Annotated in this window: 22 protein-coding genes; 17 read left to right on the top strand and 5 right to left on the bottom strand. The window is 38.8% G+C overall.

What is annotated here, in order from left to right; translation table 11 throughout:
- Positions 1-102: 102 nt before the first annotated feature.
- Positions 103-933: an NAD(P)H-hydrate dehydratase gene (locus JOD14_RS10180; protein WP_204654706.1), complete on the bottom strand. Its 831-nt coding sequence runs from the start codon at positions 931-933 to the stop codon at positions 103-105.
- A 127-nt stretch (positions 934-1,060) separates the two neighbouring features.
- Between JOD14_RS10180 and pepV the strand changes: the two genes are divergently transcribed.
- The 3 genes from pepV to JOD14_RS10165 all read left to right on the top strand — a co-directional run bounded on the left by pepV (position 1,061) and on the right by JOD14_RS10165 (position 4,230).
- Positions 1,061-2,470 (top strand): dipeptidase PepV, encoded by a 1,410-nt coding sequence (gene pepV, locus JOD14_RS10175; RefSeq protein ID WP_204654705.1) that lies wholly within the window; start codon positions 1,061-1,063, stop codon positions 2,468-2,470.
- 150 nt (positions 2,471-2,620) lie between these two features.
- Positions 2,621-3,835, top strand: a complete 1,215-nt coding sequence (locus tag JOD14_RS10170; RefSeq protein ID WP_239576173.1) for a DNA/RNA non-specific endonuclease — start codon at positions 2,621-2,623, stop codon at positions 3,833-3,835.
- Positions 3,836-3,984: 149 nt separating this feature from the next.
- Entirely contained in the window at positions 3,985-4,230 is a 246-nt protein-coding gene (locus tag JOD14_RS10165; RefSeq protein WP_204654704.1) for a GlsB/YeaQ/YmgE family stress response membrane protein, read from the top strand.
- A 45-nt stretch (positions 4,231-4,275) separates the two neighbouring features.
- On the opposite strand, the gene JOD14_RS10160 is transcribed toward JOD14_RS10165, so the two are convergent.
- Entirely contained in the window at positions 4,276-4,626 is a 351-nt protein-coding gene (locus JOD14_RS10160) for a hypothetical protein (protein ID WP_204654703.1), read from the bottom strand.
- A 169-nt stretch (positions 4,627-4,795) separates the two neighbouring features.
- On the opposite strand from JOD14_RS10160, the gene pepA reads away from it, so the two are divergent.
- From pepA to ytpR, 5 genes are read left to right on the top strand one after another with little or no spacing between them, the layout of a single operon-like run.
- The gene (gene pepA, locus JOD14_RS10155; RefSeq protein ID WP_204654708.1) at positions 4,796-5,872 is read left to right on the top strand and encodes a glutamyl aminopeptidase; all 1,077 of its coding nucleotides are present in this window, start codon (positions 4,796-4,798) and stop codon (positions 5,870-5,872) included.
- An 18-nt stretch (positions 5,873-5,890) separates the two neighbouring features.
- A complete protein-coding gene (locus JOD14_RS10150) occupies positions 5,891-6,214 on the top strand; it encodes a thioredoxin family protein (RefSeq protein ID WP_204654702.1) in 324 nt (107 codons plus the stop codon).
- A gap of 18 nt (positions 6,215-6,232) precedes the next feature.
- Positions 6,233-6,691: a universal stress protein gene (locus JOD14_RS10145; protein ID WP_204654701.1), complete on the top strand. Its 459-nt coding sequence runs from the start codon at positions 6,233-6,235 to the stop codon at positions 6,689-6,691.
- A 54-nt stretch (positions 6,692-6,745) separates the two neighbouring features.
- Entirely contained in the window at positions 6,746-7,162 is a 417-nt protein-coding gene (locus tag JOD14_RS10140; RefSeq protein WP_204654700.1) for a DUF4430 domain-containing protein, read from the top strand.
- 51 nt (positions 7,163-7,213) lie between these two features.
- Positions 7,214-7,825, top strand: a complete 612-nt coding sequence (gene ytpR / locus JOD14_RS10135; RefSeq protein WP_204654699.1) for a YtpR family tRNA-binding protein — start codon at positions 7,214-7,216, stop codon at positions 7,823-7,825.
- A gap of 91 nt (positions 7,826-7,916) precedes the next feature.
- On the opposite strand, the gene JOD14_RS10130 is transcribed toward ytpR, so the two are convergent.
- On the bottom strand, positions 7,917-9,188 hold the full coding sequence (locus tag JOD14_RS10130) for a S1C family serine protease (protein ID WP_204654698.1): 1,272 nt from the start codon (positions 9,186-9,188) through the stop codon (positions 7,917-7,919).
- A gap of 352 nt (positions 9,189-9,540) precedes the next feature.
- Between JOD14_RS10130 and rlmH the strand changes: the two genes are divergently transcribed.
- The 7 genes from rlmH to JOD14_RS10095 all read left to right on the top strand — a co-directional run bounded on the left by rlmH (position 9,541) and on the right by JOD14_RS10095 (position 16,496).
- The gene (rlmH, locus tag JOD14_RS10125; protein ID WP_204654697.1) at positions 9,541-10,020 is read left to right on the top strand and encodes a 23S rRNA (pseudouridine(1915)-N(3))-methyltransferase RlmH; all 480 of its coding nucleotides are present in this window, start codon (positions 9,541-9,543) and stop codon (positions 10,018-10,020) included.
- A 514-nt stretch (positions 10,021-10,534) separates the two neighbouring features.
- Positions 10,535-11,473: an ABC transporter ATP-binding protein gene (locus JOD14_RS10120; RefSeq protein WP_204654696.1), complete on the top strand. Its 939-nt coding sequence runs from the start codon at positions 10,535-10,537 to the stop codon at positions 11,471-11,473.
- Positions 11,460-12,353, top strand: a complete 894-nt coding sequence (locus JOD14_RS10115; protein ID WP_204654695.1) for an ABC transporter ATP-binding protein — start codon at positions 11,460-11,462, stop codon at positions 12,351-12,353. The genes JOD14_RS10120 and JOD14_RS10115 overlap by 14 nt, the downstream gene beginning before the upstream one ends.
- Entirely contained in the window at positions 12,354-13,853 is a 1,500-nt protein-coding gene (locus JOD14_RS10110; protein WP_204654694.1) for an ABC transporter permease subunit, read from the top strand. It begins immediately after the preceding gene.
- Between the two features lie 104 nt (positions 13,854-13,957).
- A complete protein-coding gene (locus tag JOD14_RS10105; protein WP_204654693.1) occupies positions 13,958-14,512 on the top strand; it encodes a TetR/AcrR family transcriptional regulator in 555 nt (184 codons plus the stop codon).
- A 305-nt stretch (positions 14,513-14,817) separates the two neighbouring features.
- Entirely contained in the window at positions 14,818-15,546 is a 729-nt protein-coding gene (locus JOD14_RS10100; protein WP_204654692.1) for a DUF697 domain-containing protein, read from the top strand.
- A 65-nt stretch (positions 15,547-15,611) separates the two neighbouring features.
- Positions 15,612-16,496, top strand: a complete 885-nt coding sequence (locus tag JOD14_RS10095; protein WP_204654691.1) for an acetamidase/formamidase family protein — start codon at positions 15,612-15,614, stop codon at positions 16,494-16,496.
- Positions 16,497-16,533: 37 nt separating this feature from the next.
- On the opposite strand, the gene JOD14_RS10090 is transcribed toward JOD14_RS10095, so the two are convergent.
- Both JOD14_RS10090 and JOD14_RS10085 read right to left on the bottom strand, forming a co-directional pair.
- Complete coding sequence (locus tag JOD14_RS10090; RefSeq protein ID WP_204654690.1) at positions 16,534-18,189, bottom strand: phosphoenolpyruvate carboxykinase (ATP); 1,656 nt, start codon at positions 18,187-18,189, stop codon at positions 16,534-16,536.
- A 432-nt stretch (positions 18,190-18,621) separates the two neighbouring features.
- A complete protein-coding gene (locus JOD14_RS10085; RefSeq protein WP_204654689.1) occupies positions 18,622-18,792 on the bottom strand; it encodes a hypothetical protein in 171 nt (56 codons plus the stop codon).
- Between the two features lie 466 nt (positions 18,793-19,258).
- Here JOD14_RS10085 and tnpA point away from each other — a divergent pair, with 466 nt between their 5' ends.
- Both tnpA and tnpB read left to right on the top strand, forming a co-directional pair.
- A complete protein-coding gene (gene tnpA, locus JOD14_RS10080; protein ID WP_204654688.1) occupies positions 19,259-19,663 on the top strand; it encodes an IS200/IS605 family transposase in 405 nt (134 codons plus the stop codon).
- 16 nt (positions 19,664-19,679) lie between these two features.
- Positions 19,680-20,822 carry an IS200/IS605 family element RNA-guided endonuclease TnpB gene (tnpB, locus tag JOD14_RS10075; protein ID WP_204654687.1) on the top strand — a complete coding sequence of 381 codons (1,143 nt, stop codon included), beginning with the start codon at positions 19,680-19,682 and terminating at the stop codon, positions 20,820-20,822.
- Positions 20,823-20,897 lie beyond the last annotated feature (75 nt).

Below are 20,897 nucleotides of genomic sequence, written 5' to 3'. Positions count from 1 at the left end.
ACTTAATTATAAGGGAAACAGATGCTTTTTTGTTATAGAAAGAAAAAGGGTGTTCTTACCAATTTCTTAGTAACAACACCAAATATTATAGACCCGTTTTTTTCACCCCATCTCAAACTTCTTCATCCAAAGCGGCAAGGCAGCACTAATTTCCGTCGGTAAGACAACATAATTTTCCTTCGCCAACGCATCACCAATTAAACTATGTAAATAAACAGCAGCTAGGACACTAGTAACCTCTTTCGAAAATTGTGCTAAAAAACTTCCAATGATGCCACAAAGAGTATCGCCGGTGCCTCCTGTAGCCATGGCTGGATTGCCTAAAGGATTCAAGTAAGTACCGATTTCACCCGCGTAAATCGTTGTTTGATGGCTTTTTAAGACCACAATTGCCTGTAATGCTGCTTGTTTGGCTTGATTGTTTGCTACTGTTTGTTGGGCAATCTCAATTTGACTAACTCGTTGCCATTCCATTTGGTGCGGCGTTAAAACCGTTTGCGTGGGAAACGGGAGTGTTAACTTTTCTTGTGCGAAAAGCGTGAGGGCTGACCCATCAATCACTAGCCATTGGTGCTTTTGTTGATTTTTCAAAACGAAAGCAAGCAGCGACAGACTAAAGGAGTTTAGCCCTAAACCTGGTCCGATGATAAGCACATCGCTTTGTTTGAGGAGGGTTTTTAGTAACGTTTGGCAAGTCCAATCAATCACCATTGCTTCTGGTAGACGAGCATGTAAGGCTGAATGATTGTGCACATGGGTTGCGACGGTGACTAATCCAGCCCCTGCTTTTACACAACTTTCAGCGCTCATAATAATCGCACCACCATACTGTTCATTTCCACCAATCAATAATACCCGTCCGTAATGCCCTTTATGTGAATTACGGGCTCTTTTTTTAATTATTTTTAAGCAAGAAGCATCTAATGTTTCCATCTTTTTCCCACCTCGCTCTTTTTCTTTATTATAGCCTTTTTTAAGAAAAAAACCGTAAAAAATTCCCTATTTAAAACAAGAAGTGGTATCATAATAGATGTAGAATGAACAATTTGGAGGGAACAACATGACAATTGATTGGCAAAAAGAAGTTGAGAAACGTAAAGACGACTTACTCAATGACTTAATTGAAATTTTAAAAGTAAAAAGTGAACGTGAAGACGATAAAATTACCGCAGATGCGCCATTTGGACCAGGACCACGCGATGCTTTACTACATATGTTGGCTTATGGCGAGCGCGATGGTTTTGTTGTAAAAAATGTCGATAATTATGCAGGACATATTGAGTACGGCGAAGGAACAGAAATTTTAGGAATTTTTGGTCACATGGATGTGGTACCAGCAGGCGATGGCTGGGACACGGATCCGTATGTACCAGTTATTAAAGACAATAAAATTTATGCACGTGGTTCGTCTGATGACAAAGGACCAAGCATGGCCGCTTATTATGGCCTAAAAATTATTAAAGAGTTAGGTTTACCGGTGTCAAAAAAAATTCGCTTTGTCGTAGGATCAGATGAAGAGAGCACTTGGAAAGACATGGATTATTACTTTGAGCATGAAGTAATGCCAGATTTTGGTTTTGCGCCAGATGCGGAATTCCCAATTATCAACGGTGAAAAAGGGAATATTTCAATTACGCCACAATTTGCAACAACAAACGAAGGCGACTATGAACTCGTGTCATTCAAAGCCGGTTTACGTGCCAATATGGTTCCACAAGATGCCATTGCTGTTGTTGTAACAGATTCAAATGAAAGTGCCGTGGCTTTAGCCGAAGCATTTGAAGGCTTTGTGGCAGAAAACCCAATTTCAGGGACTGCCGAAGTAAATGGTGGTACGGTTAACATTAAATTAATCGGAAAAAGTGCACACGGGGCACACCCAGAAGCAGGGATTAACGCGGCAACTTATTTAGCTGTCTTTTTAAATCATTATGAATTTGGAGCAGGCGCGAAAAACTTCTTAGCCGCAGCAACTTTAATTCATTTAGACGTTTATGGTGAAAAGTTAGGCGTTGCTCACCAAGATGAGAAAATGGGTAAATTAACAATGAATGCGGGCTTATTTGATTTTGAAGCTGGCCAAGAAGCCGCAAGTATTAACTTAAACTTCCGTTACCCACAAGGAACAGGCCAAGACACTTTAGAAAAAGGAATTCAAACAACAATGGGCGAATTCTTAACGACTCTCGTTAGCCAAGAACACCACTCAGGTCCGCATTACGTACCAATGGAAGACCCACTTGTTTCAACTTTATTAGCTGTTTATGAAGACCACACTGGTGAAAAAGGTTATGAGCAAATTATCGGTGGTGGAACTTACGGCCGCTTACTTGAGCGTGGTGTTGCTTTTGGCGCAATGTTCCCAGGGTATACCGATACAATGCACCAAGCCAATGAATTTATGAGTTTAGATGATTTGTATCGAGCAGCCGTAATATATGCTGATGCTATTTATCGTTTAGCAAAGTAATAACCGACTAATTGAATAATAAATAGAAAAAAGAGGACTTGAAAGAAATCATTCGTTCATCGATCTTTGACTTTCAAATAGCTAGGATCAGTTTATGCATCCTAGCTATTTTTTTATATATTTTAAAAAAATAGACAGGGAGATGAGAAAATGCGAAAAAAGGATGAGGGGGTATTTCGAACGTTTTTCTTCTTTTTTTTAAAGCAAGGGAAAAGAAAGGATAAAAAGCACTCGAAAGTATTTTTTGTTTGGTTGTTACTTTCTGTTATGGTTATGTCAAATATGCTTAACCCAGTCGTATTGGCTAGTGAACAAGCTTCGATTGCAAGTATTTCGCAAAATCAAACCGTCACTCAAAATCAAAAGTTCTTGTTTAATTTTTTTAAGAAAAAAAAGGCCAAAAAGGTTAAAAAATCAAGCCAACTCATTCAGAAAAAAGTACGACAAGAAAGCAATGAAACACTAGCGAATCTTGAATATGATGGGATTCAAACGATTGAAATAAACGACAATAAACCGACATTTACTAAAAAAGCGTTGTCCTTGGATAATAAAGCTTGGGAGAAATACGGAGAATTAGATGACTTAAATCGAGCAACGTTTGCTGAAGCGATGTTGAATCAAAGTTTAATGCCGACCAAAAAAAGAGGGGATATTTCAAAAATTAAACCAACCGGATGGAAAAATAAAAAAATAGGGAACGGTTATCTTTACAATCGCTCGCATTTGATAGGTTATGCTTTATCAGGTGAAAATGCCAATTGGAAAAATTTGATTACTGGCACGGCACAATTAAACAGTCCAGAAATGCTACGGTTTGAAATGGATATAAAAACATATCTTGAGAAAAGTTCAAACAATTATGTTCGTTATAGCGTCATTCCTGTATTCAGAGGCGAAGAGTTATTAGCAAGAGGCGTGCATCTAATGGCACAATCGATTGGTAGTGATGACATTCAATTAAACGTCTATATTTTCAATGTACAAGATGGCGTGACACTTAACTATCATGATGGATCGAGTCAAACGGAAGCGGAAGTCGCAGAAGAACGTGAGGCTACGAAAATTGCAGCCGAACAAGCTGAAGCACAACGTTTAGCTGACGAACAAGCATTAGCCGCGCAAAAAAAAGCAGCCGAAGAACAAGCGTTAGCAGAGCAGTTAGCCGCCGAACAAGCTCAAGCCGCAGCTGAACAAGAAGTTGTACAAGCCGTAGAACAAGCCGTCTATATTGCACCACAATCCGGTACAAAATACCATTTTTCAAGCACGTGTCGTGGTTTGAAACAAGCGAATTCAGTTGTTGAAATAAGCTTGACGGAAGCTCAAAATCAAGGCTATACGCTTTGTGGGTGGGAAGATTAGTGGGTGAGAAAGATTGACTACTCTAAGTCTTTTTACTTTACAGAATTCTTCTGAGTCGTTAACATGGAAGTATCTATTATGATTTTATTTAAACGAATCGTCGACTAGCTCTTGTAAGAAATTAGCACAAAAGAAAGAAGGAGAGAAATATGGGATTTTTATGGACATTAGTTGTAGGTGGGCTAATTGGTATGGCTGCAGGTGCAATTACTAAAAAAGGCTCTTCAATGGGTATTATCCTCAATATTGCAGCGGGTTTAATCGGTTCTTCGATTGGGCAAGCCTTGTTTGGAAACCGCGGACCGTCAATGGCTGGAATGGCGCTCATCCCTTCTATCTTGGGCGCGGTAATTTTAGTGGCAGTTGTCTCATTCTTTTTGGGAAAAAAAGCTTAAAAAAAGACCACCCTCTGATTTCAAAGAGGGTGGTCTTTCAATTATTTAAAGATTGGAACCTTCCATTTGTTCAATGCTAAGAAGTGTTCCAGTTGACGCTTCAGCTAAAAAACCATAAACAACTAATTCATCGTCTTCATAACGAACAATCCCACCACTGTAGGCTTTTGCTTCTTGAACGACTTGGTCAATAAAAACGGCCTCGTGTTCAATCCATGATCCTTCAATGGGCCCTTCCGCTAAGAAGGCTTTTTTGACTTGTTCTAAAATTTGATCAGGTTTTTTATTTTGATGTTTTTTAATATACAACGTGCCACATACACCAGCTGCAATTCCAATTCCTGCACCAAGAACAATCCCGGTTTTAAATGGTAAAAAACGATGCTTTTCCGACATTGAGTAAACCTCCTTATCAAATGAAATCCTTTTACTCAGCTTACTCGTTCATTTTACCATAGTATCTAAAAATCCGATAAGAAAACGCCAAATTTTTTTGTTTTTGCGTTATAATATAACTATTCAAAGAATTAAGGGAGGCGAATGTTTGAGTCAATCAAACACAATTATGGAAGAAAAAACATTTCAAAGAATTAAAGAGTTAACCGAACTTCAAGGGACAAGTGGTTTCGAACATGAAGTTCGTGCGTATATGCGAGATAAAATGAGCCCCTTTGTAGACCGCGTAGAACAAGATGGTCTAGGTGGGATTTTTGGCATTCGTGAACACGAAGACGCCGATGCACCAAGAATTATGGTTGCCGCTCACATGGATGAAGTTGGTTTTATCTTAACACAAATTACCGATCGTGGTTTGTTCAAAGTGATGCCTCTTGGTGGTTGGAATCCTTACGTGGTTTCTGCACAACGTTTCACTTTAAAAACAGCAAAAGGTGATTATCCTTGTATTTCATCTTCTGTTCCACCTCATTTATTACGTGGAACAAGTGGCCAAAAAGGGGTTGAAGTGACCGATATTTTATTCGATGCTGGTTTTGAGTCGAAAGAAGAGGCGATGGAGTATGGTGTGCGCCCGGGTGATTGGTTAGTTCCGACCGTTGAAACAATTAAAACAGCCAATGGTAAAAATATTATTTCAAAAGCTTGGGATAACCGATATGGTTGTACGTTAGTTTTAGAAGCATTAGAAGCGTTAAAAGACGAAAAATTAAATCATACTTTAATTGCTGGGGCAAACGTGCAAGAAGAAGTTGGGTTAAGAGGCGCGCAACCAGCTGCTAATAAATTTAAACCAGATCTATTTTTTGCGGTGGATTGCTCACCAGCAGATGATACAGTAACAAAAAATGGCACATTTGGTCACTTAGGTGAAGGAACATTATTGCGTATTTTTGACCCAGGTATGATTATGTTGCCTAAAATGAAAGAATTTATTTTAGATACAGCAGAAACACACAATATTCCTTACCAATACTTTGTTTCCAAAGGTGGCACGGACGCAACAGCAACGCATACGTCAAACGAAGGAATTCCAAGTACGGTGATTGGGGTACCAGGTCGTTATATTCATACACATCAAACCATGTTTAGCATTAAAGACTTTGAAGCTGCTCGTGAAATGTTAATCCAAGTTCTAAAAGGATTAGATAAGTCAACGGTCGAAACAATTATTGCTGGAAAATAAAAATAAAGGATGGAACCAATGATTATTCCAAAAAGTTTAGAAGAGTTCGCTACTTACGTTGAAAAAGGTCAAAGCATCTTTTTCTTTACAGCACAGTGGTGTGGGGATTGCCGCTTTATTCACCCAATCATTCCAGAGTTGGAAGCTGAATTTTCAGATTTTCAATGGATCGAAATTGATCGCGATAAATTTATTGATGTTTGTGCAGAATGGGGAATTTTTGGCATTCCGAGTTTTATCGCAATTAAAGATGGTCAAGAATTAGGCCGTTTAGTCAATAAAAATCGCAAAACAAAAGAAGAAATCCAAAGTTTTATCCAAAGTTTACCGACAAATAAATAATTTAGGGGTGTGAGTAACATGGAGCAAACGTACAAGCGTGTCTTAGTTGGAATTGATGGGTCGGATCATGCATTTGAAGCATTTAAAAAAGCTGTTGAAGTCGCACGTCGAAATGAAGGCGAAGTAATTGTTGCTGCGATTATTGAACAACAATTACCGACAATCATGGGAATGTATCCGGTAGGGGAGTCTTTTTTAGAAGAAGAAAGTCAGCGCAAAAATCAGTTACTTGATGAATGTCTAACTTATGCCCAGTCAGTAAATTTCCCGTCAGTTAAGAAAGTTTTGACTTATGGCCAACCAAAAAATTTACTAGCTACGGAATTGCCACGTGACTATCAAATTGATTTGATTATGGTCGGGCAATCAGGCTTAAGTCAATTAGAAAAGATGATGATTGGTAGTGTCGCTAGTTATGTTATCCGTAAGGCACCTTGTGATGTTTTAGTCGTCTCCACTCCAGAAGAAAATCAATAAAAAACGAACGAAGAGGCCGACCATTTCGGTCTTTTTGTTAGAAAAGAGCTGAAAATGAAAAAGAAAATATTCCTAACAACGAGTCTATTATTTAGTACCATGGTGATCGCCGCTTGTACCCCTAAGACAGAACAAACACCAGAAACAACAAGTCAAACTGTTGTACAAAGCGTTTCTTCTGAAGTGCAACAAGAAGAAGCAACCATTTCTCTACAAGTTGATGGCGAAGAAGTCGAAAATAAAACAGTCACTTTTGTAGCAGGAGAAAGTCTATATCAAGTGATGCAAGCAAATTTTGATCTAGTTGATCAAGATGGTTTTATTACTAGCATTAATGGTCAAGCCCAAGATGAAGCAGCCCAAAAATATTGGATGTACGATGTGAATGGTGAAATGGCTTTAGTTGGCGCAAAAGATTTAATTTTAGAACCTGGCGATCATGTCGAATTTAAACTAGAAGAGATGAAATAAGGTCAAAATTCTGCTACAATGAGCAAGGAAAAACATTTAGGAGGAACAATTTTGATTTTTGCATATAACCCAAAGTTTGTTAGTGACACATTAATGGTCATCGTGGCAGACGATAAGAACTTAGAGCAAAGTACGGATCGTCGTGGAAACGTGGCTCGTTTGACAACAGCAGATGGTCGTGTAATTGGTTGGAATTTTTTCGAGATTTCAAAAGAAATGACCATTGATGGAACAGGGCAAGTAACCTTGAGTGCTGAACAAATTGAACAGTTGAATCAAATCATGCACGCGCAAGGTTTTGAAGAAAGTCTCGTCGCAGATTCATCACCTAAATTTGTGGTTGGATTGGTTAAAACGTGCGTCCCACATGAAGATAGTGATCATTTATCTGTCGCAGAAATTGAAGTCGATCATGGTGAAGTATTGCAAATCGTTTGTGGTGCAGCGAATATTCGTAAAGGCTTAAAAGTCGTTGTCGCAAAACCAGGTGCGATGATGCCAGATGGTTTGTTAATTTGGCCAGGAGAATTACGCGGTGTTGCAAGTTTTGGAATGGTTTGTTCTGCAAAAGAATTAAACTTAGCCAACGCACCAATGAAGCGTGGAATTTTAGAATTACCAGCCGATGCCATTGTTGGTGAAGCTTTCCCGATTGGTAAGTAAAAAGGCCAAAAGCGACAAATAACCTAATGATTATTACAAAGAAACAGGCTATGACAACGGTCACAGCCTGTTTCTTTGTGTCAGATTGATACTATTGGTTGGGTTGTAATTGTTGGACTTCTTCTTGTTGCAAAATGGATTGGTCAACGTTTAGCTCAACTGTGACGGTTTGTTCTTTATCCCCACGATAGAAAGTAATTTCCATCGTGTCGCCAACTGCTTTTTTATATAAAGCTGCTCGTAATTCCATACTACTTGTAATCGGGTTGCCATCAATTGCTGTAATCACGTCGTATTGTTCTAACCCAGCTTTTTCGGCCGGTGTTGCACCATTGACACTGCGAATGACAACACCACTTGTAACAGATTCAGGTAGACCTAAGATTTGGCGTTGTTGTTGGACAGAGATGTTACTTAAGTCAATCATTGAAACCCCTAATGCCGGGCGAACAACTTGGCCTTTTTCTTCTAATTGTTGAATAATCGCCACGACGTCATTACTTGGAATCGCAAAACCCATCCCTTCAACGCTAACACCAGAACCGCTAGAGCTTGCGATTTTACTAGAGTTAATTCCGATGACTTGGCCACCAATGTTGACTAAAGCGCCCCCAGAGTTACCAGGGTTAATGGCAGCATCCGTTTGAATCGCATTAATGCTGACAAGCTCACCAGCATCATTTGTACTTTGAACAGGTCGGTTTAAAGAAGAGATAATCCCTTGAGTCACGGAGTTAGCATATTGAGAGCCTAAAGGAGATCCAATTGCAATGGCTGGTTCGCCAACTTTTAAAGCATCAGAATCACCAAAAGTAGCGACGGTATCGACTTTATCCGCTGCAATTTTAAGAACAGCTAAATCAGTAAAAGCATCGGTACCAATCAGTTCTGCTTCAACTTTAGAGCCATCTTTTAACATGACTTCAAGCCCTTGTTGCCCATCAACGACGTGGTTATTTGTAACGATATAAGCAAAATTGCCTTCTTTTTTATAAATCACACCGCTGCCTTCAGATACGGCTTGTAAAGTATCATCCGTGTTTTTTTGATTTCTTGAACCGAAAATATCTTCCAGACTATTGGATTGAGATCCTTGTAAATTAATAACAGATACAACGGCACCTTGCACTTTTTCGACAGCTTGTGTGATGTCGCTGGTTACGCCAACCTTAACGTTACTAACCGTTGCGCCACCTTGTGTTGTGGTAGTATTCGTTGTACCAGAAGAACCGTTACCATTAGGGGTACCAAAAGCGTAGAAACCCCCAAGGACTAACATTCCTCCAAGAATACCGCCAGCTAAACTAATACCGAATTTTTTAAATAAATTATTTTGATTAGGTGTTACATCTTTACGAGACATAGAAACTCCTCCTTATTTACTAAGTTAATTATAGTATAATCTTCTTAACAAGGATAAGTCTAGCAAGAGAATTTGAATAAATTATGAAAAACTTCTGTCAAAAAAAAATAAAAAAATGAATAATTTGCAAACAAAAATGTGGAAAAAAACGGGGAAAAGCTGTGAAAAACTAGTTGGAAAGTTATCCACACCGCTGTGGACAATGCGGATAACTACTAAGTAAACACATGTTCTTATTAAAAAAGTGATGAAAACAAGCTTTTTTTAAGCTGATTTTGTGGATAAGCCTGTGCATAATGTGTATAACATTGTTAAAAACTTAAGAAAAAATTAAGCCAAGGAGATTGCTAAAATGAACATTAAAATTATAAGCGTTGGAAAATTAAAAGAAAAGTATTTAATTCAAGGGATTCAAGAATATGTAAAACGTCTGGGTGCTTATGCCAAAATGGACCTTATTGAAGTAGCAGATGAAAAAGCACCAGAAAATTTAAGTGAAGCGGAAATGCGTTTAGTTAAGGAAAAAGAAGGCGAACGAATATTAACTAAGATCAAAGAACAAGAATATGTCTTTGCCTTAGCAATCAATGGCAAAAATCCAAGCAGTGAAGAATTTGCCAAAACGATCAATCAACTAGGCATTCAAGGCAAAAGTCAACTCGTTTTTGTAATCGGCGGGTCACTTGGACTAAGCGACACGGTTTTAAAACGTAGCAATGCGCAAATTTCTTTTGGCAAAATGACATATCCTCATCAATTAATGCGTTTGATTTTGGTTGAGCAAATTTATCGTGCCTTTCGGATTAATAAGGGCGAACCGTATCATAAATAAAACAATATTGACAAATCTACCTTCTTTTGAGAAAATCAGAGAAAGAAGTATGGGAAAACAAAAAAATTATTAGAATGATTTCTAAAGAGGCTAACCACGTCTTGTGATACGCAAGCAATTAATAGAGTGAGATTCGTAACGGAATCTCGCTCTATTTTTTATGTCGAAAATTAGACAAAAACGACGGTGGAGAAGAAAAAAGTGTTTGAAGTGAAAATTAATTTTCAAGTAATCAAAAAAGAGGAAGAGGCGATTAGCATAAGGAATCTAGTGGCGAATGAATGGATTCGCTAAATTTAAATAGCGAATTTTTTTGTTGACAAATCGATTTGATTGCTTTATCTTAAGTTAATAAGTTAGTAAGTACTTACTTACTTTAAAGAAGAGGCGAAGGGAAAAAAGGTTCTTTAGCGACAGGAAATGGCCTTTTAAAGCTCGCTGACTCCACAAGAGTGAAATCATGCATTTCATTCCACTATGGATGAAATTAACTTAAAAAGAGAGAGGGATATGGATGTCGGTTATTGAGGTAAAACATGTGACGAAAGACTACGGTCATGGACGAGGAATATTTGATGTTTCTTTTGAAATAATGGAAGGAGAAGTCTTTGGCTTTCTAGGGCCGAATGGTGCGGGGAAAACAACGACGATCCGCCATTTGATGGGTTTTTCGAAAGCGCAAGAAGGCGAGCTTTACATCAACGGAAAAAATTGCTGGAGTTCTGCCGCCATCATCAAACAAGATGTTGGTTACTTACCGGGAGAGTTGGCTTTTCCCAAAAACATGACAGGCGATCAATTTATTGCATTCATGGCTCAAGAAAGACAAATTACGGATATGACACGGACAGAAGCATTGAAAGAATTATTCGAGCTAGATACCTCGGAAGCAATCAAAGAAATGAGTCTCGGGACGAAAAGAAAGCTCGCGGTCGTCACCGCATTCATGCACAATCCGAAAATTTTGATACTTGATGAACCAACATCAGGACTAGATCCGGTAATGCAAGAACGATTCATTCAATTCGTTTTAAATGAGAAAGCAGAAGGAAAAACGATTCTTTTATCTAGTCATATTTTCAGTGAAGTCGATGCGACGTGTGATCGAATTGCCATCATCAAGGATGGCGTCATCGTATCCACCATTGAGGCGTCTCAGTTAAAGCAAAATTCAAATAAGGCCTTCAAAATTGAATTTGCTAGCTTTGAAGATTATCAAAAGTTCCTTACTAAAACAGCTTTTGTTATTCCTATCGAAAGACCAGAACAAAATCAAGTGAAGTTGAATATAACGGATGAAAAAATCCAACAGCTTTTCATTGAACTAAGCAAAGTAAAGGTGAACTTTATCTCTGAGATTAAATTTACGCTAGAAGATTATTTCATGGATTTCTACGACCGTAAAAAAACGGTAGCTGATGGAAAGGAGAACTTGCAACATGGCATATATTGATATCAATCACCTGACAAAAGATTACGGCAAAGGCCATGGGATATTTGATATCTCGTTAGAAATTGAAAAAGGTGAAATTTACGGTTTCGTTGGTATAAATGGTGCTGGAAAGACAACGACCATTCGGCATATGATGGGATTTTTAAAACCAGATGAAGGGAGTGTCACAATCAACGGCCTCGACGCGACGAAAAGTAGTGCCGAAGTTAAGCGTTACGTTTCTTATATTCCAGGAGAAATTAACTTTCCTGGCAATACATCTGGAGAAGAGTTTTTAAAAGAGCAAATTTATCTTTCCGGTCGGGGAAGTTGGGAGCGCGCTCAAGAATTGAGCGACTTGCTCCAACTCGATGCGACTGCGAATGTGCGGGCCATGAGTAAAGGGATGAAACAAAAAACAGCGATTGTTTCCGCCTTTGCTTCGGATGCAGATATTTTAATCATGGATGAACCGACTACGGGTTTAGATCCATTGATGCGGGATGTTTTTCTAGATTTATTAAAAGAAGAAAAGCAAAAAGGAAAAACAGCTTTTATGTCTAGCCATATCTTCCAAGAAGTAGAGGAAGTTTGTGACCGCGTGGCTGTGATTCGAGATGGTAAAATCATCGATATTATCGATATGAAGACCATTCGTTACAATAAAAATAAAATTTATCGTATGGAGTTTAAAACACCGGAAGATTTTGAACGTTTCTTAGGATTAGGCTATGAATTGAGTCAAGTCAAAAAGGATGACTTGCAAGTGTTCGTTCAAATCAATGATAAAGAAATTAACCGCCTGATTCTTGATTTGAAAGCATTTGATCTCGTTTATTTTAAAGAAATGAAAGTAACTTTTGAAGATTATATTATTAAAGCGTTCAAGGAGGAAATATAGATGTTCTCAAAGCCAATATTTAAACAAAGTATTCGTTCCAATTGGAAGTTATGGGTAATTATTACCATTGTCGCTTCTGTTATTTTGTCTGGTTTTATCATGGGCTATGATGCGGCCGGTTATGCGTCGATAGCAGCGGCATCGGAAGGGACCGTTTTCTCAAATATTCTTTCATCGATGACTAGTCTTTTGGGAAGTTTGGAGAACTTCTATAAGTTGATTGCTGTGATTCTCGGAATTGTCTATGTTGTTTTTACAGCCAATAATCTGGTGGTAAATGAGGTGGATTCAGGGTCGATGGCCTATACTCTTTCAACACCGATTAAGCGTTCAAGTGTGATATTTACTAAATCACTGTATTTGATTGTGTCGGTAGTACTAATGTATGCCATTGTTTCTGTGGCTGGGTTAGGAGCGAGCCAACTGAAATATGGCAATGTGACTGGCTATGCAATCACAGACGATGTGACCGCTGCGGCAGATGTTTTGAATGTGAAAGAGCGCTATTTATCGGAACGCTTGTATTTAATCAAAGAAGATGAACGAGCGATGCGTGAAGCAGCGGTGGCACGTAATATGGATACCGAAGCTTATGCGATTTACTTGGCGGATGCCATCAAGTACCGATCTTATGAAGAGGCAGCAGTCATTATTACGAATGAGCGTCGGGATCGTTATGCCGGCGATAAAGATATGACAAAGGACGATATTGAGATTACAACCGATGAATTGGTGCAAAATCCAGCGATGATTTTGGAAAGTAATGATGCATTAGCCGCTGGCGCACGGGTCCAAGGGGGATCAATCAATGATTATCATCAATTTATTGTAGAAGAAATCGCCGCGCTAGAACTCAAGAAAAATGCCGATGCGAAGGCGACAACAAACGAAGAAAAGAAAGACACCGAAACACAAACTCAACCTCAAGTAGTGGTAACACCAGACAACACCGAGCATTTGTTACAAGCAGTTGTTGATTCAACTTCAAGAACTTTAGGTATTAAGAGTAGTCAAATCAGCGATAATTTGACGTTGATTAAAGACCCTAAGGCTTTACAGGCTGCAACTGAGGCAACTGGTTTAAGTCAAGAGCAAGTTGTGGTACTGGCGAATCAGGCGATGGTGTCAGGGGCACGCTCGGTAGATAAGGCGATGGAATTTGATGTCGAAGCTTATTTCTGGTTGAGTATTGGCCTCGCACTTCTCATTTTAGCGATGAGTGCGATTGCTTTCTTCGCATCCACCTTGTTCAATCATACCGGTTTAGCTTTGGCAATCGGAGGTGGTGTGCCGTTTGCTTTCTTCATGATTACGATGGTACGACAATTAATGGATAGTACGGATGCACTGAAGTATCTCACCATTACAAGTTTGTTTGATACGGATGCGATCTTAACGAATGGTGAGTTTGGCTGGGGCTTGGTTGCTTTAGCAGCAATCTCTGTTGTCCTTTATGCCGCGGCGAATGTAATCTTTACGAAGAAAGATTTACCGCTTTAACCAAAAGTTAAAGGTGGTGCTACAATTAGGTTTACATTCTTTGGATCGATGGTAAAATAAAAAGATAAAGGCCAGATGCTGGCTGAGGGCAAGGAGGCTGGAGGATGACACGGCGACTAAGTAAAGAAAAGCGACGCTTACAAATTTTAACAGCGGCCAAAAAAGTCTTTATTGAAAAAGGTTTTGCCGGAACGACAACGGCTGAAATCGCCAAAGCGGCGGATATTTCAGAGGTTACTCTTTTCCGTAATTTTCAAAACAAGCAAGAGATATTCATGGAATGCATAAAGCCTGTGATCTATACGACGATGGAAGAAACCATCGAAGGGTCTACCAATTTGGTACCGATTCAGAAATTGGAGCAAATTTTGTACGAACGTATTCAGCTGATTGCAAAGCACGCGGATATCATCGGTTTAATCTTGCGGGAAGCACCCATTTTACAAGAGTGGGGCGAGGAAAACATTATTGAAAAAATCCAAGCGATGTTGCGCGGAATCATGGATGAAATTGGCGTATCGTCTGCCAAACAGCCGATTGTGATGCGAACACTGTTGGGAACAATTATTTCTTATACCATTATGCCAGCTGAGAATGATCGTGAGATTCAGGCACATGTCAAGAGTATCGCTAATTTTATCCAACAAAGTATAAGTTAAAAGGATGAAAAAGCAGCCAAAGTAGCTTAAAATGCCATGCCTTCCTTTAATTAGACGGTTGCAAAAAGTTTGATTTTTCTAAAGAAGATGATCTAGATGACTTGTTGAGGTCATCTTCTTTCATTTTGAGCTACTATAACAAAACCGATTCTGTCATCGTTCCTCATGGTGTGCGCTTTAACTCTATAAAGATTGCTTAAGCTTTGTACGTGGTAGATTAGCCGGTATGTTATAATCAAAATCAGTAGAAAACGTCGTCTGGTATCCGTGGAAATTATGGGTTCAATCATAGAGGAGAGAGTTGAATGAATGGGAAGTTCAAGAGGCCAAGCTTTAAGAAAAGGCCGAAAAATAAGGATGAGCAATTAACTGAAAATGTTAGAAAAAATGATATAGAAGAATTGGAATTGAATTCTGAGGAAAACGAGAAGGAATTTAAGTTGTTTTTCAATGAGGTTCTTAGCAAATTGCCAAAAAAAACGTCGTCAATCATCAATAGCACCTATGATAAAACAAAGGGACAAGCGGAGAAAATTTTGGCTGACAGTAAAGAAAAATATGAAGCAATCTTTGATGAGTTTCTTGTAGGTGTGGATGAGGAGGTTCGAAAAAAGGCGTACGCTACCATTCATGCTGCAACATTGACCGCAGCAATTATTGGCTGTTCACCGATTTCATTTTCAGATGCCATCCTACTGGTTCCGGTTCAACTAACAATGATGGCTCGATTGCATAAACTTTTTGGTCAATCATGGTCGAAAAATATGGCGTCTGCATTATCTAAAGAACTGATTGTCGTTGGACTTGGTAGAAGTGCGGTTGGTAATTTGATGAAGCTAGTTCCAGGAGTTGGAACGGTCGCTGGTGCAGCAGTTAATGGAGCGGTAGCAAGTACAATTACAGGAACACTAGGGTGGATAACCGTAAAGATGTTAAATGATGGTGAGGATATTTTTGATGATTTGACTTCTTTTAGAGGCCAATTTGATATTTTATTTAAAACACTTCGAGAATCAAATAAATCAAAAAAATAGAATAAGATGAAAACAAAATTTTGACTTTAATTTAAACCAAAAATACGATGAAAGTAGGGATGAAGATGAAACGAATTTGTCGAGAGCAAGTGATTTTTGAGATGAATCAAACCAACCGGCCAGTTTTAACGGTCGAAAGTGGCGAGACCGTTATTTTTGAGACCCAAGATTGTTTTTCTGGCGAAGTTCAAACGAGTCAAGATACAGTGAGTGGGATTAATTTTGCTAAAGTCAATCCGGCAACCGGTCCGTTATTTATTCATGGTGCTCAAGTAGGGGATACATTAAAAGTAACCATTAACAAAATTGACATCGCCAAAACCGGTGCGGTCGTGACGGCTCCTGGCTTGGGGCTACTTGCCAAAGGGATTGAGCAAGAAGAGACGATTATTAGTCAAATCACCGAAGAGAGAACGGATTATTTAGGTTTTTCAATTCCATTAACTAAAATGATTGGTGTGATTGGAACAGCCCCGTTAGGCGAAGGCATTAATACGGGAACGCCACACGACCATGGTGGGAATTTAGATACGACGTTATTGACGGAAGGGACGAGTATTTATTTACCAGTGAATGTAGAAGGCGCGTTACTAGCGTTAGGAGATTTGCATTCTTCAATGGGGGATGGCGAAATAATGGGATCTGGTCTAGAAGTAGCGGGCGAGGTAGAGGTTCAAGTAGAAGTCTTAAAAAATGCCAAGCTTCCCTTACCGTTTGTTGAGACCGCTGAACTTTATGCGACCTTGGCTTCTAGAGAAACGATGGAAGAAGCCAGTGAGCTAGCTTTGAATCAAATGGTTCAATTTTTACAAGAAAAAGTTGGTTTTACCTTTAATCAAGCAGGCATGTTTTTATCACTAGCGGGGAATTTAAAAGTTTCCCAAAGCGTGAACCCGAATAAAACGATGCGGGTTGAAGTGAAAAAAGAAGTGCTTGCGTCAAAAAAATAAAATAAATTAAATGCCACCTAAAAAGGTGGCATTTAATTTATTCATCAGGCAAACATTGAATTAACTGTTCAAGGTGCGTGATTGTTTCATCAGGTAAAGCATTGTATCCGTCATTTTTTTCATTTGTTGTTCGAATAAAATTCAAACGGTTTTGTAATGAGTGGCGAATTTGATTGAGATAATTTTCATCATTAAATCTTGGTGTAAACGCTTCAATTGGTAAGTAACTCAAGCCGGTGAGTGGTCCAAAAGAGACAAAGTTGGCTGATTCATCAACCACTTGTTCAATCACGCCCAATGTATCTGCTGGACGAACTTTTTTCCCATTAAAATAACCAGTATTGAGAATATAACAAGCCGTTTTACCTTGTGAGAATAAATTACGGAACTTTTGATAGTCCTCTATTAAAGGGTAACAACGAAACGGATTAGCAAATGGTTCAATCACAAGCGAAGTCAAGTCGACCCCACCTGGAACATTTTCAGCAGTCGAACGTTTTGTTGCAAGGGTTACCCCAAACACAGCTGCTAAAATTGGGTCGTCGACGCGAATAATTGGTGGAAGACTACTATCTTTCATAATCCAGTATACTCCATCGAGGCGCTCTTCAATGTGGTTTACTCGGTTTGGTGTCGCAAATTGAGATTTGACGGCGCGACCGTTGTTATTACGAATGTCTTCTGTGACAAGTACTCGCAAGTTATTTTCATCTAAAGTAACGCCAACATTTTGACAAGTAACAATGTACTGAATATTTTGACTATCCATTGGGTAATCTTGTGTTTTATCAAAGTAGGCTGGTTCCAATGCCGTTGTTGCTCCAGTTTCATCGTGAATGATAAAAGCATCGTCATGTAAGACTGTAACTTTAGAAGAATGCCCATGTTCAGCTAACGTGATGGTTGATTTTCCGGAGCCAGATAGGCCAAACGCAGCCATCGTATACTTTTTATCTGGTAGTTGGTACTGCTTTAAACCACCATGGCAAGCAATATAGCCGTTGCGATGTGCCGTAGCCCAAGCTAAAGTTAAGGTCCCTTTTTTTAGTTCCCCTAAGTAACGTAAACCTAAAATAGCCCCGACATTTTGACGTGGATCAAAAATGGCTAACCCATTGGGGAAATCGGGGTGTTGCCAATAAGGATCGGCGTAAAGATAAATATCGTTTTCATGGTAAGTATCGGAATCTTGGTAGCGCTTTCTAAAGTGGTCGTTCATGATTTGAAAATTTAAAAAGTAAGAATAAAAATTCGCTTCAAAGCCAGCCGGAAGAAGTAAGTGGGCTTCAACCATAAAATCTTCAGAAAGGCCAACAATCGCATCGCCTCGATAAAAATCTCTTGTTGAACTGTGATACAACGCTTCACGCAAAAGGTCTTCATAATACTTTTCGTCAATTCCAGGCTCACCAATAATTCGTCTAGCAGCTGAAGTGCGACCAACAATTTCGCCATCGTTGCTGACCAAAACTTTGGCTTCTTTAGGTAAGCCAAGCATCTCTGCTTGATAAACGGGCAGGTCAGTAACAATTGTTTTTGGGCATTTGGCAGCAAGTGTGTAGGCTTGCGTTAGCGTGTCGACTGGAGTGACTTGATTGCCATAAAAGGCCGTTTCAATTAATGATTTAAAACTAGAAAATAAAGGATTGCTCTTTTTAATGGTCTGGCGAGCATGATTTTTAATTGTACTCATTAATTCCACCTCTCTTTACTGTGCAAAAGACAACAAGACAATTGGCAAATAAGTAACGGAATGATTTCAAGTGTTCTTTTAATATTATTTTAACACAAAAAAGATTATTGTACTTGTTTGAAGGCAATGAAGTAAGTGTCAATAGTTTTGCGGTAAAAATATTTTACCATTATTTCCGCTAGATTCTCGTGCCGAAATCCTCTTCTCTTATTTGACCGGTGCACTTGACAACGAGCCTCCGACTTTGGATGGCCTGCCAGAAAAACGCGTCACCAATGATGCGTCAGGCCAAGCATCGTAATCCAAAGTCGCTCATTATCAAGTGTTCGCAAGCCACCTCAATCGTTTTTTCTTTGTTTAGTAGGGCACCATAAGCGCTCGTGCCAGCTTACTCATGCTTGTTGAAGATTTTTCACTGCCAACAATTTTTGCTTAATGTGCACCCAGATGAGCTTCTGATTTATTCCATTTTTTCGATGTCGCCACTCTCACTGCCGCTTGTTCTTGCTTTCTTTTTTCGGGTAATGAAAGGCTCGGTGTTAAATCTGAAAGAAACCATTCATCTAATTCTTGATTCTTCAAGCTCGCAATCATTCGAAGCATCCCTTTTCTCGAATAGAAGTGCCCAAATGTTTTTCTTTTGAAATATTGTCTGTATCACTCTTTAAAAACTCTACCAAATCATTTATAATTGTTTCCATGAAGACCATCCTCTTTTTGTTATTGGCTGCTAAACCTAACATTAAGAATAATGGTCTTCTTTCTTTTTTTCTAGTCCTACCGCAATATATTTTACACTTAGGGCAATGAAATTTATATGATAAACCGCATAACACAAGAAATGTATCTTTGCAAAGGATGCCTAGTAAACGGTTAACAAGTTTTTAACATAGGTATTCTTCTTTAACTTAACTAAGCAGAAGTCGCCCATCCTCTATAGGTGGGTGATGAATGCTGTTCGGTATGAGGGTTATCGTGGGTAACTCGAAAACCGACATATAAGACTGATTGCCTTTTTGTTTCGTTCTGTGTTACAATCAGTCTATATAAGAAATGAGTTGATAAAACAATGGAGTTAGACACTAACAATCATTCAGTATTTCTTCTCTATTATCATCTTGTACTGGTAACTAAATACCGTAGACAAGTGATTGATGAGGAAATATCTGAATTTGCTAAAATAACTTTTGAACGAATTGCAGAGCCCTATCGTATCACGCTCGTTGAATGGAATCACGAGAAAGACCATATTCATATTCTGTTCAAAGCACAACCAAAAACAGAATTGACAAAGTTTATCAATGCTTATAAAAGTGCTAGTTCCCGATTGATAAAACGAGACTTTCCAAGAGTAAAACAATCTCTTTGGAAAGAAATGTTTTGGTCTAAAAGTTTCTGTCTTTTGACGACTGGTGGCGCACCAATTGATGTCATCAAAAAATATATTCAGAATCAAGGAAATAATCATAAATAGGGAGTAGGTGAACTTCATGGAACGACTAAAAGCCTATAAGTTTAGAATTTATCCAACGGAAGAGCAAGAAATCTTCTTTGCTAAGTCTTTTGGTTGTGTCCGTAAGGTCTACAATCTGATGCTTAGCGACCGAATGAAAGCTTATGAGGAAACGAAAAAGGATTCTGCCAAAAAAATGACCTTTCCAACACCCGCTAAATATAAGGAAGCATTTCCGTTTTTGAAGGAAGTAGATAGTCTTGCATTGGCGAATGCACAGCTCAATTTAGACAAAGCCTATAAGAATTTCTTTCGTGATCAATCGGTTGGTTTTCCAAAGTTCAAAAGCAAGAAAAATCCTGTTCAGAGTTATACTACCAATAATCAGAATGGCACCGTGGCTTTGATTGATAATAAATTTATCAAAGTTCCTAAGTTGAAGTCTTTCATCAAAATTAAGCTCCATAGACAACCGAAAGGAATAATCAAATCTGCCACTGTATCACGTCATTCAAGTGGTAAATACTATATTTCCTTGTTGTGTAAAGAAGAAATGGTCGCTTTCCCTAAAACCGATTCTGCTATTGGCGTTGACCTTGGCATCACGGACTTTGCCATTCTTTCTGATGGTCAAAAAATTAGTAACAACAAATTCACGTCAAAAATGGCAAAGAAACTAAAACGTGAACAGCGTAAGTTATCAAGACGTGCATTATTGGCTAAGAAGAAAGGGGTGAATCTTTTTGACGCGAAGAATTACCAAAAACAAAAGCGAAAAGTCGCACGATTACATGAAAAGGTTAGCAATCAACGGAACGACTTTTTGAATAAGTTAAGTACAGACATTATCAAAAATCACGATACCATCTGTATTGAAAACTTAAACGTAAAAGGGATGTTGCGTAACCATAAACTAGCTAAAAGTATTGCGGATGTCTCATGGTCTAGCTTTGTGATAAAACTACAATACAAAGCGGACTGGTATGGGCGTGAAATGATCAAAATAGATAAATGGTTTCCTTCCAGCCAAATCTGTTCAGAATGTAGACATAAAGATGGCAAGAAAACGCTCGAAATCCGCGAATGGACTTGTCCTGTTTGTCATGCGCATCATGACCGAGATATCAATGCCAGTCTCAATATTTTGACGGAAGGTCTGCGACTAAAACAATTGACTTAGATGTAATCAAGAACCGTAGGAACTACGGGGATAGCTTGGTAAATAAGAGACACCGCTGTGAGTAAAGAAATACGC

Origin of the sequence: Enterococcus lemanii, assembly GCF_016909125.1 — a bacterium.
Classification (GTDB): domain Bacteria; phylum Bacillota; class Bacilli; order Lactobacillales; family Enterococcaceae; genus Enterococcus_I; species Enterococcus_I lemanii.
This window is presented reverse-complemented; position numbering and strand designations above follow the sequence as displayed.